Below are 16,323 nucleotides of genomic sequence, written 5' to 3'. Positions count from 1 at the left end.
CAACAACAAAATTTTTTATTGCGGAACCAACGATAGAAGAAATAAAAATGGCATTGAGAAATGAAAAAGAAAGGAAAACACAATTACTATGATAAATTCTAAATCCGAAATTCTAAATTCCAAACAAATTCCAAATCACAAATCCCAATGTCACAAACAATATTTGGAATTTGGGACATTGGAAATTAGATATTGTTTAGGATTTAGTACTTGGAATTTCGGATTTAACTCAATAAGTAGGATTTGATGCAGGATTTATCTCTTCATATCTTGGATATAGTTGAAAACTCAATAGATGCAGGGGCAACAAAGATTGAAATTATGATTGATGAAAATCTTAAAAAAAATCTTTTAAAGATAATGATAAAAGACAATGGTAAAGGAATGGATAAAAAGACCCTAAAAAAAGTCCTTGACCCGTTTTATACAACAAAGACTGTTAGACGGGTGGGTTTGGGTCTATCCCTTTTTGCCCAATCTGTGCGAGAAGCTGAAGGTAACATTAAAATAAAATCAAAGAAAGGAAAAGGCACAGTCGTAAATGCGGTGTTGACATATAATCACATTGATAGAAAACCTCTGGGCAATATGTGTGATACGATTATGGCACTGATTGGAACCAGAGGAAATGAGATAGACTTTGTCTATGAACATTGCAAAGATAATAAATGTTTTAGGCTTGATACAAAAGAGATAAAGGATGTGCTGAATGGAATTCCGATAAATAATCCAGAGGTAATAAAATTTTTGCGCGAAAAAATAAAAAAAGAAATCAGCAGGATAAAGGCAGGATGAGTAGATTTTATTATTTTCGTAAGGCAAGGCTTTTTTCAAGAACCGATGGTTCTTTCAGAACCAGAGGTTAGCCTTGCAGAAAGGAATGAAAATGAAAGGAGTAAACAATGAAAAAACTTAAAATCGGTGACCTTGAAAAAATAAGGGAAAAAGTTGCTAAAACAAGGGTTTTAAGGGAAGGTAAGGCGAGGGCGAGGGTTACGGTTCATATGGGAACCTGCGGTATCGCAGCAGGCGCACGCGATATACTTACAACTTTAATGGAAGAAATAGAAAAGAAAAAAGTAAAGGATGTAATTGTTACAACCTCTGGTTGTGCTGGATTATGCAGTAGAGAACCGATGGCAACGGTTGAACTTATTGATAAACCACCAGTTAAGTATGTTGACCTTACACCGGAAAAAATTAAAAAAATATTCGCTGAACATATAATGAAGGGCAATGTTGTTACGGAATACGCCCTTGCGGTAGGAAGTGAAACAACACATTAAAAATGCCTAAATACCTAAATTACCTAAATGCCTACTCTTTTCAACTTACTAGGTTTTTATTGGTTATATGGTGATGGGATAACAACGATAAACAAAATGGGCTACGATGTCCTGTAACGATTAACTTATGATCCTTTACTTTAGGTATTTAGGTATTTTGGACATTTAGTTATTTTCTTAAGGAAGGAGGTTTTCTTGAAAACCTATAGAATGCATCTTCTGGTCTGTGCGGGAACCGGTTGTGTAGCAGGGGGCTCTTATGAGATCAAAGAGGCGCTCATAAAAGAGATAAATAAAAGGAAATTGCAAGATGAAATTGCGGTAATTTCTACGGGATGTAATGGATTCTGTGAGCGCGGTCCAATTGTCGTTGTCCAACCGGATGGAATATTCTATCAAAGACTGAAGAAAGAAGATATTCCTTACTTGGTGGAAGAACATCTGATAAAAGGCAGACCGGCAAAGAAACTTCTGTACACACCGCCAGCAGAAGCAATACCAATCCCAAAGATGAGTGATATTGGATTTTTCAAACTTCAGAGATTGATTGTCCTGCGCAACCGCGGCCGTATAGACCCGGAAAATATAGACGAATATATTGCATTTGACGGATATAAGGCACTTGAAAAAGCACTTACCAAGATGACTCCTGAAGAAATTATTAAAGAAATTAAGGAATCAGGACTCCGCGGGCGCGGTGGTGCTGGATTTCCTACAGGCTTAAAATGGGAAAGGTGCAGACAGCAACCAGGCGATGAGAAATATATCATCTGTAACGGTGATGAAGGAGACCCTGGTGCATTTATGGACCGCAGTGTCCTTGAGGCTGACCCGCATGCCGTGATTGAAGGAATGATTATTGGTGCCCGGGCGATTGGAGCAAAAAGGGGATTTGTATATGTCCGCACCGAATACCCACTCGCCTTAAAACGTATTAAATTGGCAATTGAACAAGCCCAAAAATATGGTTTATTAGGTGAAAATATTCTTGGTACCGGGTTTAATTTTGATATTGAAGTATGCCGGGGTGCGGGTGCATTTGTATCTGGCGAAGAGACATCTCTTATTGCCGCTATTGAAGGAAGAATCGGAGTTCCAAGACAACGTCCACCCTATCCAGTACAAAAAGGACTCTGGAGAAAACCGACCGTAATAAATAATGTAGAGACCTGGGCAAATGTGCCACAAATAATAGAAAAGGGTGCAAAATGGTTTGCTGAGATTGGAACTGAAACAAGCAAAGGAACAAAGATATTCTCTCTCGTGGGTAAAATCAACAACACTGGACTTGTAGAAGTTCCGATGGGCATAAAATTAAAAGACATAATCTACGAAATCGGCGGCGGAATTCCTAAGAACAAAAAATTCAAGGCCGTCCAGACCGGTGGTCCTTCAGGTGGGTGTATTCCTGAAAAACTTCTTGATTTGCCAATAGATTACGAAAGCCTTAAGAAAGCCGGCTCAATGATGGGTTCTGGCGGAATGATTGTAATGGATGAAGATACCTGTATGGTTGATGTGGCAAAGTATTTTATGAACTTTCTGAGGGATGAATCCTGCGGTAAGTGTCTTTCCTGTCGCGAAGGGACACAACGAATGTGGGAAATCCTCGGGAAAATCACCGATGGTGAAGGAACGATGGAAGACCTTGAGGTGCTTGAAGAACTCGCATACGCAGTTAAAGATGCCTCAATGTGTGGTCTCGGTCAGACTGCAGCGAATCCGGTTTTATCCACATTGAGATATTTTAAAGATGAATACATTGCACATATTAAATATAAAAGATGCCCGGCAGTAGTATGCAAAAACATTATTTCTTCTCCCTGTCAACATGTCTGTCCTATTGGAACCGAAGTCCCAACCTATGTAGGATACATCGCCCGCGGCGAATTTGAGAAGGCTTACGAAATAATATTAAAAGATAATCCATTATTAAGTGTCTGCGGTAGGGTGTGTAACCATCCCTGTGAGGCAAAATGCCGTGCTGGTCAGGGTGGTGAGCCTATTGCGATCAGGGCATTAAAAAGATTTGCAGCGGAATATGGCAATGGTAAAAAGCCGACAAAAAGATCAAAACCGAGCGGAGAAAAAATTGCAATTATTGGTTCCGGTCCTTCTGGTTTGATGGCGGGCTATCATCTTGCCCAAAAGGGTTACTCTCCAACAATCTTTGAATCACTACCAGTGATTGGGGGCATGCTTGCAGTCGGTATTCCCGAATATAGATTGCCCAGAAATGTCCTGCAGAATGATATCCAACGTATCATTGACGCTGGTGTTGAAATAAAGACAAATAAAAAATTAGGCAGGGACTTCACAATTGATGATTTACTTAAAGAAGGTTACAAAGCGGTATACATCGCAATTGGCGCGCACAAAAGTGTAAAATTAGCAATACCGAATGAAGAAACCGAAGGTGTAATACCCGCTATGGAATTTTTGACTGATGTCCATCTTAAGAAAAAGGTGAAGATTGGTAAAAATGTGGCAGTCGTAGGTGGTGGAAATTCCGCTGTGGATGCAGCAAGGGTTGCTAATAGACTACCTGGAGTAGAAAAAGTTACGATTCTCTACAGAAGAACTCGTGCAGAAATGCCGGCATATCCGGAAGAAATAGAAAGCGCAATTGAAGAAGGCATTGATATACATTATCTTACTGCACCTGTAAGAGTAATAAAGAAAGACAACAAGGTTGTCGGTCTGGAGTGTATAAGAATGAAATTGGGAGAAGTTGATGAATCTGGCAGACGAAGACCAGTACCTATAAAGGGTAGTGAATTCACGATTGATATTGATACATTAATTCCGGCAATAAGCGAACAGCCTGATATTTCCTGCCTCGGTACCGAACATAAATTCAATACAACGGGTTGGAATACATTTGAAGTTGTTCCAGAAACACTTGCGACAAATATTCCCGGTGTTTTTGCCGGCGGCGACGCAATCAGAGGTCCAAGCTCGGTAATTGAAGCGATGGCTGACGGTAAAAAAGTAGCTGATTCGATTGACAAGTATATCAAAGGCGAGAAAATTGAATTTTCTTACCATGTGACAAGACCTTCTGTGTATGTAGAGCCAGTTAAGTTGACGGAAAAGGAACTTTTTGAAACCAAGCGTCAAGAAACTAAAAAATTAGAAGTTAAAAAACGGGATAAAAATTTCAAAGAGGTCGACCTCGGATTTGATAAAATATCCGCAATTAAAGAAGCAAAAAGATGTCTGCGCTGCGACCTTGAAGTAAAATTAGCCGATGAAAAAAGGAGCAAAAATGATTAAATTTAAATTAAACGGACTTGAAGTACAAGTTGAAGAAGGAATGACTATATTAGAAGCCTGCAAGTTTTTCGGTATTGAAATCCCCACACTCTGTTATTATGAAGGGCTAACTCCTTACGGTGGTTGCCGGCTCTGTCTGGTTGAGATTGGTGAAGGTGATAATGCGAAATTGGTTAGTTCCTGCACTTATCCAGTAGAAGAAGGACTTGTCGTGAGAACAAATACCAAACGTGTGATAAATGCCAGAAAGATGATGATTGAACTTCTGTTATCAATCTGTCCACAATCAAAGACGATACAGGACCTGGCATCTAAATATAATGTCCGCAAAGTTCGCTTTAAAGTTCGTAATGACGATTGTATACTCTGTGGTCTATGTGTAAGAATGTGTAAAGAGCAGATGCAGGCAGGTGCAATCGGAATAGTTGAGCGGGGTTATAAGAAAAAAATTGCAACCCCATTTGATATACGTTCAGAAGTCTGTAGACTCTGTGGTGGTTGCATTTATATCTGCCCGGCCTGCCAGTTAAGATGTCAGGGACCAGAGCCTCCAACTGATCTCTGCAATGCCTGTCTGAGTCTGGAACCAACCTGCATTACAAACCATGATGATTATCAATGCTGGATGGCTACAACAGGCAATTGTGGAACCTGTGAAGGCCGTCCAGATCAAATAAAGCAAAAAAAATGATTTTAAATATTAGTACTTTTTCTTCTTTAATAATCAATAATCTTTAGATTGAAAGGAGAGAAAATATGGGTTCTTTATCAAGAATAAATGCATCAGCAGCAACCTTAACAAAAAATAGAACTGAGGATTCAATAGTATCCCTCAGTGGAATGTGTGTCACCTGTGTTGATGGTTGTATCGGTATGTGTGAGATTGGTAAATCTGCATACCGCGGTCATGAAGTCTTATATCCACAACCCTTTGGTATAATCACCGCAGCATCCGAGAAAAATTATCCAGTTGATTATTCGCATTTTAATATCATGGGAACTGCGGTTGGTGCCCATGGTATTGAAGCTGATCCGGATAAGGCAATATTCCCTAATGTAAATATTGAACAGCGAATTGGACACGATAAAGGAATAAAGGTAAGATTCCCGGCGGTTGTGCCCGGTCTTGGATCAACAAATGTAGCCAAGAATAATTGGGATGGAATTGCGGTTGGTGCAGCAATTTCCGGAATAATAATGACAATTGGTGAAAATGTTGCTGCAATGGATATGGAAACCGAAATAAAGAATGGAAGAGTTGTAAAGGCACCTGATTTAGAATACCGGGTAAAGGCGTATAAACAATGGCAAAGGGATGGCTACGGCACAATTGTTGTTCAGGCAAATGTTGAGGATACAAGACTCGGTGTTCAGGAATATGCGATTGAAAAACTCGGTGTAGAAGCAGTAGAATTAAAATGGGGACAGGGTGCAAAGGATATCGGCGGTGAAGTGAAGATAAAGGATTTGAAAAAGGCGCAGGAATTACGCAAAAGGGGTTATGTAGTACTGCCTGACCCGCTTGACGAAAATGTGATAAAGGCATTTGAAAAGAGGGCATTTTCTGAATTTGAGAGACATTCAAGAATTGGAATGGTTGAACTTGAATCCTTTGTGAAAAGGGTTGAGGAATTGCGCAAGGCGGGTGCAAAGTATGTCTTCTTGAAGACCGGTGCGTATCGTCCGGCTGACCTGGCAAGGGCAATTAAATATTCTTCAATAGCAAAGATTGACCTTTTGACTGTTGATGGTGCTGGTGGTGGAACTGGTATGAGCCCATGGCATATGATGAATGAATGGGGAGTTCCACCGGTGGAATTACATTCTCTCACTTATTTCTATGCCGACAAACTTGCCAAAAAGGGTGAATATGTTCCTGCAATCGCATTTGCTGGTGGTATAGCGTTTGAGGACCAGATCTTCAAGGCACTGGCACTTGGTGCTCCTTATGTAAAGCTTGTTGGTATGGCACGTTCAATAGTATGTGCGGCTATGGTTGGAAAAACAATTGGTAAGAAGATTGAAGAAGAAGAAATTCCTGTCTTCGTAGAGAGATTTGGCAATCAGAAGGAAGAAATATTTGTCACTGCCTCTGCACTCAAACGAGAGCTTGGTAAAGATTTTGATAAACTTTCAACCGGTGCAATTGGTGTCTACACATATATTGAAAGATTGGCACAGGGATTGAGGCAATTGATGTGCGGTAATAGAAAATTCGCCCTTGATTATATCACCAGAGATGACATTGCCGCATTGACAAAAGAAGCAGCAGAGATTTCAGGAATACCTTATGTTACTGAAGTAGATAAAGAGGAAGTTGAGAAAATTCTAAATTCCTAAATGCCTGGCTCAGATAAAATAAATTAAAAATGATTTACCCCTCACCCTTTTCCTCTCCCCGCTTCTGCGGGGAGAGGATTGAGGTGAGAAATCAGTAGGAGGTTTTATGAAAAAATTTTCAGTTGCGGAGATGGCACAAAAACAGGTAGAAAGGGCAGCAAAGGCAATGAATCTGCCCGAACACTTATTAAAGATTTTTATGTGTCCCAAGAGGGTTTTGAGGGTCACATTCCCTATACAAATGGATGATGGGACTGTGAAATGTTTCACTGGTTTCAGGTGCCAGTATAATGATGCCCGTGGACCAACAAAGGGAGGTGTCCGTTATCATCCGGATGTCACCGAAGACGAAGTCATTGCTCTTGCTGCATGGATGACCTGGAAGTGTGCACTCGTTGATTTACCTTATGGTGGTGCGAAGGGTGGTGTAATATGTGACCCGATGAAATTATCTGAGAAAGAACTGGAAAAGATTACACGGAGATATACCACAGAAATTATGCCGATTTTGGGACCGCAAATCGACATTCCTGCACCCGATGTCTTTACCACATCAAAGACCATGGCGTGGATGATGGATACATTCAGTATGATGACCGGGCATACTGAACCAGCGGTTGTCACTGGCAAACCTGAGGTTCTGGGCGGTTCCAAAGGCAGAAAAGAAGCGACCGGTAGAGGTGTGTTTATCAATACGCGCGAATTGTTTCGTAAGCTTGGAAAATCTTTAAAAGGGGCAAAGGTTATTGTTCAAGGGTTCGGTAATGTCGGGAGCTATGCAGCATACTTTTTGTCCCAAGAAGGTGCTAAAATTATTGCGGCATCTGATTCTTCAACCGGGATTATTGACCCTAACGGCCTTGATGTAACAGAGATGATGGAATGTGTAGAAAAACATAAATTGCTTGAACCATATGAAAAAGGGAAAAAAGTACCAAGGGATGAAGTCTTGTATCAGGAAGCAGATATATTAATCCCGGCCGCACTTGAAAATCAAATTCGTGAAGATAATGCCGACAAGATTAAGGTCAAGGCAATAATAGAGGGCGCAAATGGTCCAACAACTCCTGAGGCAGATGAAATCCTTGAGAAGAAAGGTATATATATTGTGCCTGATATTTTAGCAAATTCCGGTGGAGTTATCGTCAGCCATTTTGAATGGGTACAGGCACTGTCGGGCTTATACTGGGAAGAAAAAGAAGTAAATGAGCGACTTGAAAATAAATTAGTGAAAACATTCAATGAGGTATGGGAAATATCGCAGAAGATGAAAACATCTTTAAGAATCTCTGCATATATCGTGGCTCTAAATCGGGTTGCGGAGGTCTATAAGTATAGAGGAATTTTCCCATAAAAATTTATTGGTTGCATCTGAATAGAAGCGAATTAAAAATATATTATTAGAATATCTTACAAAAGACAAAGAAGTTGTTGTCGAAGGACTAAATTAAACGGTTAAGGAGATTTTACCTGAATAAATCTATCTTCCTTGCCAGAACAGCCTTGCCACGATAATCAGGAAACAGTATCGGTGCCTTTCTTGTCGTCTTTATTCCTGCATCTTCCATCATCTTTTTATATCTTTTTAGGTGTTCAAGTGTTAGTTTACCAAAACTTGGGTTATTCTTTAAATATTCAGCGGTTGCAATCCCTGCTCTTCTACCAAAAACAAGACAATCAAGGGTTGAATTTCCCATTAATCGGTTCTTACCATGGACACCACCCGATACTTCGCCCGCCACCCATAAGCCTTCTAAATTAGTCCTTCCCCAAGGGTCAGTTTCAACACCACCATTTTGATAGTGTAAAGTCGGAAATACAAGAACCGGGTCTTTTCTTATATCTATATCAAATCTCTTATATAGCCTTAACATGCCCGGAAATGCCTTTTCAATTGTACCCGGACCATTTTTGAGATCAATTAACGGGGTATCAAGCCAGACCCCTCTCATCCCTGTAGGGGTAACAATCCCTTTTCCGTTGACATAGCATTCTTTGATAAATGCGGATGCTTCTACATCCCTTGGCTCAAGTGGAAATACAAATGCCTCACCATCAATATTTACAGGTTGCGCACCCATTCCCCTTAGTTTTTCCGTTAACAATAGTCCTATTATCTGCTGTGGATATGCTGCACCTGTGGGATGATACTGGACCGTATCAGTATCACGCAGTTTTGCACCCGCACGATAGGCAAGGACAATGCCATCTGCAGTTGCACCATAATGATTGGTTGTAGGAAAACCTCTAATATGTAATCTGCCAAAACCGCCGGTAGCAAGTATAATTGCTTTTGCCTGAACAACCTTGTACTCGCCGGTCTCAAGATTATATAGAATAACACCAGTAACACGGTCTCCGTCAGTCAAAAATTCAATCACCGGGTAAAATTCAAGATACGGTATCTGACGGCACCTGAATTCATCCCTTAATACACGTAATTCCTCAAGTCCGGTATAATCCCGGCACGCATGCATCCTCAATCTTGAACCACCACCAAATGCCTTTTCTACAAAACTACCATCAGGATTTCTATCAAGCATGGCACCAAGACTGCAGAGCCACTCCATCACAAAGGGAGCATCATTGACCAGCGCCTCAACAACCTCTGGTTTGTTTGCAAAATGACCACCACCAATGGTATCTATGTAATGGATTAGTGGTGAATCATTTTCTCTGTCTGCGGCCTGGGTTCCGCCTTCTGCCATCATTGAGTTTGAATCACCATGCCGAAGTTTATTTACAAGCAAGATATTTTCTGCCTTTATACCATTATCGTTTGCAAGTAAAGCCGCAGATGTGCCCGCCAAACCGCCGCCAATTATCAAAAGGTCAACACTATAGTCAGGATTAGTGATAGTGAATGAATCAGGGTCAATCAGGGGATGTGCTTCTAATAAATCTACCACTTCATTTGGTGCAAGGTCTCCTGCATTTGGTCCGAACAATATCTGCCTCTTACCACCCGGGGCATAATCAGGATGGCATAATTTCAAAACCTCTTCCCTTTCTGCCATAGACATTGCCTTAGGTGTATAATCCTTACGCTGTGGTCTTGTCTTATTCACCACATCTATGAGTTTCCGCATATATTCAGGATAACCACCTATAAATTTTAATTCTGCCATTTTGATCCTCCTACTCCTTCTCTATATCTCGAGAAGTATAGATTTTTCGTAATTCATCAACTGGTGCAGTCATCAATCTCTTTAATTCTGCCTCATATTTTCCCTGTTTCAATTCGTCCAATCTTTTTTTCAGGTGTTCAGGAATTGGCATTCCATATTTTCCGAATAATCTTCTTCCTAACTGGGCATAATTATATTGGGCAAGTTCGGCAGGGCAACGAATTGAACATAATCCGCACATAATGCAATCAAACGAAATTTCTGCCATCTTTTCAACATCCCCTCTTTTACCGCAGGCGATGTATTCCATTACATCAATATCCTGGGGACAGGCTTTTGTGCAGGTATTACAGCCAAGGCATTTCAATATCTCAGGATACACTTTTAAAAATGCTTCAATGTTAGGCCTTAACTGGTTTATATCATAATTTGCCCTCTGTGCAGGTGTAAATGGTATCTGCACAAGATACATACCTTCTTCAGCCCGGGTCTGACAGGCAAGTGCGGTCTTTAATCTATAATCGCCTTCAATCCTGTAAACAGTAGTACAGGCACCGCAGAATCCAGCACGACAACCACAGGAACGAATAAATCTATATCCTGCAAATTCCATCGCCTGCATTATAGTTAATCCTGCAGGCACACGATATTTCTTTCCCATAATTGAGATATTAATCCAATGTTGGATGTCTTTCTCATCAATTCCAGTTACTACTGATTTATTTGCCTCTGCGATTTCATCCATAATATTCTTTTTATCCTCAGCCATTTAAGACCTCCTCTTTTGATAGCGCAATTAATGATTAAGGTTAAGAAGCTGGTATGAATAACTTTCAAGTATTTCAGTAAATCCAGCGTCCCAACCCAATCACCTCCTATAGTTTATATTTTAGATTATATATAAAATGCCTTTACTGTCAACTGTTGACTTCGGTTATAAATTAAATATAATTTACCTATGCAAAATTTTAAATTTATCAAATTAATTACTTGCTTTTTCGCTCTGATAATCTTTCTTTTTGCTCAGTCAAATAGCCCCACCACTTCTTTTGGATTGGATAAACCAATAATTTCAGAAGAATACACCCTTATGCCAGGTGATTCATTACTTGTAACAATTACAGGTTCAACAAACTATTCTTACAAAACAGGAATAACATATGAAGGTAAGATTACCATAAATATGCCGGTGGCATCCTTACCAACATCCCAGGGCATCTTTGTTCCACAGTATGATGTCGTAGCAGCAGTTCCCATTTACGGACTCAGTTTAAAAGCAGCACGGGACTCACTATCAAGGGTATTTACCAAATACTACAGGAACATAAATGTTGATTTAACACTTCTTGGCATGCGAACATTTTTTGTCTATGTTGCTGGTGAAATAAGAAATCCTGGTAGCATCTCTGCCTATCCTGTTGACCGGGTGTCAGAAATAATAAAAAAGGCTGGTGGCACAACTTCTATTGGCACAAAAACCAAGATTGAATTGAGGAGAAAAAATCAACTATATAAAATTGTGAACCTCGAAGAATTTGAAAGATTTGGAAATACTGAAAATAATCCTTTTGTTCAGGATGGTGATTTAATTTTTGTTCCCAAGATGGAAAAATCAGTGATTGTAAAAGGAGCGGTTTTTGGTAAAATGGGCTATGAACTGAAGGTATCACAATTGACCGCTGCAATGGAAAAAACGAGCGAAGGATTGTATGAATTAAATGAAGGTGAAAAGGTTGCAGACTTAATCAGCAAGGCAGGTGGTGTAACCCCTTGGGCAGATTTAAAAAATGCTTATATCCAGAGGAGCGACAAAAAAATTGAAGTCAAACTTCACGAGGCACTTGTGAATCCTGAAAGCGAGTCAAATATTGCAATGCAGGATGGAGATATTCTAGTGGTACCGTCAATAAATGCCGTTGTATATGTCCAGGGTCAGGTTGTAAATCCCGGTCCTTTTCCTTTTCAGCCAAATTTAAAGGCAAGCGATTATATCGGACTTGCGGGTGGACCACTTGCTGAAGCGAGTATGTCAAGCGCATATGTTTTAAGGGGCAACAAAAAGATTTCGGTCAAAAAAGACCCAATAATTATGGAAGGAGACAGAATAATGGTGCCGAGACAGATATTCAAATTCTGGCAGGACTATGTTGAAATTGGTTCAGTCGTTGCTTCCCTCTTGATAAGTTATTTAACCTTAACTACATTGTCAAAATAGTGAAGCATAAGGGCACCGCATTCAAAAATCAAAATCACAACCAAATTTTAGTGCCCAATCTACATTTACGAAGATTTCAGGATTATTTCTTCTGTGTTTATAACTTAGAATTTTAATAGGTGAAGGGGGTGTTATGCAAATAATTTTACTTTTGATTGCCAGTGAAGGTGGGCAATCATCAGGGGTAAATATCTTTAATGTTGCAAGATTAAATGTTCTCATCGCACTGATAATCTATGGAGCACTCCTTCTATGGTTTATATATCACGCGCGCAAGGGTAAACAATTATTTATTAGAAAGATCAGCGGGCTTGAGGCAGTTGATGAAGCGGTGGGAAGGGCTACAGAAATGGGTAAACCAATCTTGTATGTTCCCGGACTTGCTACAATTGATGTTATTTCAACCATCGCATCAATGAACATACTCTCACAGGTTGCAAAAAAGACTGCAGAGTATAATACCACACTTCTTGTTCCTAATCGTGACCCGGTAGTCTATACTGTAGCAAGGGAAGTCGTGAAGGAGGCATACACAGACGCAGGAAGGCCTGATGCCTTCAATCCTGATAATGTCTATTTTTTAACCCAGGACCAATTTGGCTATACTTCTGCAGTCTGTGGAACGATGGTGAGGGACAAGCCTGCCACAAATCTTTTCATTGGCTATTTCTGGGCTGAATCACTCGTCCTTGCTGAAACTGGAGCCACGACTGGTGCAATCCAGATTGCTGGGACTGATTCTATCTTCCAATTACCATTCTTTATCGTCGCCTGTGATTATACCCTTATCGGTGAAGAACTATATGCTGCAAGTGCCTATCTCTCCCGTGAACCATTGCTTTTAGGTTCTCTAAAGGGTCAGGATTGGGGTAAAATGATAATACTCGGTGTCCTTTTGCTAAGTTCAATCATTGCGCTTTTGGGTTGGGAAAAGGTTGCCTCATTATTCAATATAGGATGAAAAAAATTCCAAAAACACCTAAATGCCTAAATACCTGAACTAAAAGGAGGATGAATGAAAAAACAAATTCCATTATTTATTTGTATGTTGATGGGGATAATTATGATTGTCCAATTTTTTATCGGACACCCGGTTAGTATCCAGGCAAATGAACACATTAATCGCTGGGTAATTGTTGTTTCCGCATTCAGTATAATCCTTGGTATTGGCAGTCTCATTGACCATCATACTGACCGCGTAAGAAGAAAAAACGAAGGCTGGCCATTCAGCATTGTTACTCTAATAAGCCTTGGAGCAATGGCGATAATTGGATTATTCTGGGGCATTAAGAGTGGAACTGTATTTATGACAGTATATTCAAATGTTATACTTCCCCTTGGTGCAAGTATGTTTGCAATCCTGGCATTTTATATGGCTTCTGCTGCCTATCGTGCATTTAGAGCAAGAACCACTGAAGCCACATTGCTTTTAATTGCCGCATTTGTGGTCATGCTTGGATTCGTGCCCTTTGGTTATTTTATCCATCCCAAACTCTCTGAATTTGCTGAATGGTTGCTCAAAGTTCCGAACATGGCAGCGAAAAGGGGTATTATGTTTGGTGTTGCGCTTGGTGTGGTCTCTACTGCTTTAAAAATTATCCTTGGTATTGAACGTTCATGGCTTGGTGGAGGAGGTAAACAATGAACTTCGCAGAAAGAATAACCAAAATTCCAAGACAGATAATATATGTGGTAATTGCCCTTGCAATTATTATACCACTTATTGCTCCGATTGGAATGGCAATTAATGTAATGCCTCAAACTCAAAAGCTTATAGATGCAATAGAATCACTGCCACCGGATTCTAAACCAGTTTTGATTTCCTGTGATTTTGACCCACAATCAATGCCTGAACTATATCCAATGCTTGAAGCGGCACTGAATCATTGTTTTAACAAAGGATTAAAAGTACTTGTTCTTGCGTTATGGCCCCAGGGTGCTGGTATGGCGGAAATGGCATTGAAGAAGGTTCCTGAGGCGTATAACAAAAAATATGGCGAAGACTATGTATTCTTAGGATACAAGGCAGGCGCAGCTGCAGTAGTTCTTGGACTCGGCGATAATTTTAAAAATGTATTTCCTGCGGATTACTATAATACACCACTTGATTCATTGCCATTGACTGCAAATATAAAAAATTATGATGATATAAGTCTGGTGATAAGTTTTTCTGCTGGTGACCCTGGATACAGGACCTGGTTATTATACGGACAGGCAAAATTTGGATTCAAACTTGGAACAGGTGTAACTGCAGTGTCTGCAGCTGATACCTATCCATATTTAAACAGCGGTCAGCTTACTGGTGTCTTTGCCGGTATGAAAGGTGCGGCAGAATATGAAACAGCCCTGGCGAAAAAGGGTTATCAATTGACAAGCAGGAATGCTACAAAAGCAATGGATGCCCAGTCATTGGGACATTTCTTTATAATGTTATTTATCATAATTGGGAATGTCGGGTATTTTATAATAAGGAGGAAAAAGTGAATATTTCCACAGATATTTTAGTCTGGATTTCATCACTACTTACACTCTTCATATTTTCATTCATCTTCAAGGATAATCCTTTCTATCGGTTTGCCGAACATCTCTTTGTCGGAACATCTGCAGGTTATTTCATTGCACTCTCTTACCACAATGTAGTATATCCAAACCTGATTGTGCCACTATTTAAGGAAGGACAATTTCTATATGTAATACCATTGATTCTTGGTATTTTATACATAACCAGGTTCATTCCCCAGATTTCCTGGATGGTGCGCATACCTATCGCGTTTTTATTGGGCTGGGGTTCGGGTGTTGCAATTCCTGCTGCACTCCAGGCCGATGTAATAAAACAGATTCAGGGAACGATGCTCACCAGGTCTTTATTTACTCGTTGGGATAATGGTTTATGGGCGGTTATAATTCTGATCGGTGTAGTTGCAACACTAATCTTCTTCTTCTTCTCAAGAGAAAGAAAAGGGATAATCAAGCCTATTGCAAATCTCGGAATTATCTTTATTATGCTTGGTTTCGGCGCCTCGTTTGGTTATACAGTTATGGCAAGAATCAGCCTTTTGATTGGCAGATTTCAGTTCTTACTTGGAGACTGGCTGGGGATTATAAAATAAATACCTAAAAGTCCAAAATGCCTAAAAGTTTGGAATGTTTATTAAGTGATTGGTTGATGGTTATTGGACATTGATGCTGGTATGGTTGATGGAGATAGTTTATGGTTATTCAAAAAATTAATTACTTGAGTTAAATAATACCTCTTATCTTTTTTATCAATTCAAATCCATTTGCATACTTTCCGATTGGTATTACATAAAATCCATCTACATAATCTTTTAACTTTTTTGCAGTTTCAAGGAGTAGTTCAGATTCATTAACCTCTTCAATCTTTGTTATGTATTCATAAGGAATGCCAAGAAATTTCATAAGTGAAAAAGCACGCTTTTTTGTATATAAAAAAGAAAGCCCCGCAATGATTTTAATACTCTGATGCCGTTTTCGTAATTCCCTTATTATCTCAATAAATTTTTCCGGTTGAAATACCGGTTGGGTAAAGAATACCTCTGCCCCGCATCTACACTTCTCCCCTGCTTTAATAAACTCCCCCTGAATATTCGGAGCATTGGGATTGAAACTTGTGCATAAACAAAAATCAATCGGTGTGATTGTCTTTCTTGCGGAAGTCAAACCCTGTCTTAAATTTTTTGCAACATCCAGCAATCTGGAAGAATTCAGTTCAAACATACTCCTGCCTTCAACCGGTGTATCACCTGTGACACATAAAATATTCTCTATCCCGAGTGCCTTTGCCCCAAGCAACTGACTTTCAAAGGATAGAAGTGTAAAATGCCTTGCTACAAAATGTGGTATGGTTTCTATTTTCAGGCTTTCCTGCAAGATATGGGCAAAACATAATGCATCCGGTCTCAACTTTCCCAATGGATTTGAAGGAATGTTAAAGGCATCAACATAATCCCTGGCTGATTGGAGTTCTTTAATAAGACTATCAGTATCAATACTCGTAGGTAGAAGAATCTCAAGAGTGATAATCTTTTTATCTTTCAATTTATCCCTTAGCATATCA

14 protein-coding genes are annotated in these 16,323 nt (G+C 39.8%); 11 read left to right on the top strand and 3 right to left on the bottom strand.

All coding sequences use genetic code 11. From position 1 onward, the window contains the following. Positions 1–246: 246 nt before the first annotated feature. From ABIL69_09875 to ABIL69_09850, 6 genes are all read left to right on the top strand, one after another. Positions 247–795, top strand: coding sequence for an ATP-binding protein (locus tag ABIL69_09875; protein MEO0124292.1), 549 nt, complete (start codon positions 247–249; stop codon positions 793–795). Between the two features lie 107 nt (positions 796–902). Continuing rightward, on the top strand, positions 903–1,286 hold the full coding sequence (locus ABIL69_09870) for a (2Fe-2S) ferredoxin domain-containing protein (GenBank protein MEO0124291.1): 384 nt from the start codon (positions 903–905) through the stop codon (positions 1,284–1,286). Between the two features lie 195 nt (positions 1,287–1,481). Then, positions 1,482–4,562, top strand: coding sequence for an NADH-ubiquinone oxidoreductase-F iron-sulfur binding region domain-containing protein (locus tag ABIL69_09865; GenBank protein ID MEO0124290.1), 3,081 nt, complete (start codon positions 1,482–1,484; stop codon positions 4,560–4,562). Further along, complete coding sequence (locus ABIL69_09860) at positions 4,555–5,253, top strand: 2Fe-2S iron-sulfur cluster-binding protein (GenBank protein ID MEO0124289.1); 699 nt, start codon at positions 4,555–4,557, stop codon at positions 5,251–5,253. Before ABIL69_09865 ends, ABIL69_09860 begins: the two co-directional genes overlap by 8 nt. A gap of 65 nt (positions 5,254–5,318) precedes the next feature. Further along, positions 5,319–6,902 carry an FMN-binding glutamate synthase family protein gene (locus ABIL69_09855; GenBank protein ID MEO0124288.1) on the top strand — a complete coding sequence of 528 codons (1,584 nt, stop codon included), beginning with the start codon at positions 5,319–5,321 and terminating at the stop codon, positions 6,900–6,902. A gap of 106 nt (positions 6,903–7,008) precedes the next feature. Further along, positions 7,009–8,256, top strand: a complete 1,248-nt coding sequence (locus tag ABIL69_09850) for a Glu/Leu/Phe/Val dehydrogenase (GenBank protein MEO0124287.1) — start codon at positions 7,009–7,011, stop codon at positions 8,254–8,256. Positions 8,257–8,368: 112 nt separating this feature from the next. On the opposite strand, the gene ABIL69_09845 is transcribed toward ABIL69_09850, so the two are convergent. Beyond that, entirely contained in the window at positions 8,369–10,030 is a 1,662-nt protein-coding gene (locus tag ABIL69_09845) for an FAD-binding protein (GenBank protein MEO0124286.1), read from the bottom strand. A 10-nt stretch (positions 10,031–10,040) separates the two neighbouring features. After that, positions 10,041–10,799, bottom strand: coding sequence for a 4Fe-4S dicluster domain-containing protein (locus ABIL69_09840; protein MEO0124285.1), 759 nt, complete (start codon positions 10,797–10,799; stop codon positions 10,041–10,043). A gap of 189 nt (positions 10,800–10,988) precedes the next feature. On the opposite strand from ABIL69_09840, the gene ABIL69_09835 reads away from it, so the two are divergent. From ABIL69_09835 to ABIL69_09815, 5 genes are all read left to right on the top strand, one after another. After that, positions 10,989–12,245 (top strand): SLBB domain-containing protein, encoded by a 1,257-nt coding sequence (locus tag ABIL69_09835; GenBank protein ID MEO0124284.1) that lies wholly within the window; start codon positions 10,989–10,991, stop codon positions 12,243–12,245. 133 nt (positions 12,246–12,378) lie between these two features. Next, positions 12,379–13,206, top strand: coding sequence for a DUF6754 domain-containing protein (locus ABIL69_09830; protein ID MEO0124283.1), 828 nt, complete (start codon positions 12,379–12,381; stop codon positions 13,204–13,206). A 54-nt stretch (positions 13,207–13,260) separates the two neighbouring features. Beyond that, the gene (locus ABIL69_09825) at positions 13,261–13,890 is read left to right on the top strand and encodes a hypothetical protein (protein ID MEO0124282.1); all 630 of its coding nucleotides are present in this window, start codon (positions 13,261–13,263) and stop codon (positions 13,888–13,890) included. Next, a complete protein-coding gene (locus ABIL69_09820; GenBank protein ID MEO0124281.1) occupies positions 13,887–14,729 on the top strand; it encodes a hypothetical protein in 843 nt (280 codons plus the stop codon). The genes ABIL69_09825 and ABIL69_09820 overlap by 4 nt, the downstream gene beginning before the upstream one ends. Beyond that, on the top strand, positions 14,726–15,355 hold the full coding sequence (locus ABIL69_09815; protein MEO0124280.1) for a hypothetical protein: 630 nt from the start codon (positions 14,726–14,728) through the stop codon (positions 15,353–15,355). The genes ABIL69_09820 and ABIL69_09815 overlap by 4 nt, the downstream gene beginning before the upstream one ends. Before the next feature lie 130 nt (positions 15,356–15,485). Here ABIL69_09815 and ABIL69_09810 read toward each other — a convergent pair whose 3' ends face one another. Then, the gene (locus ABIL69_09810) at positions 15,486–16,319 is read right to left on the bottom strand and encodes a methylenetetrahydrofolate reductase (protein MEO0124279.1); all 834 of its coding nucleotides are present in this window, start codon (positions 16,317–16,319) and stop codon (positions 15,486–15,488) included. Positions 16,320–16,323: the final 4 nt, after the last annotated feature.

Source organism: candidate division WOR-3 bacterium, assembly GCA_039802005.1.
Lineage (GTDB): Bacteria > Hydrothermota > Tepidihabitantia > SM23-42 > JAOAFX01 > JAOAFX01.
The sequence above is the reverse complement of the archived record's forward strand: the minus strand, read 5'-3'. Positions and strand labels throughout refer to the sequence as shown.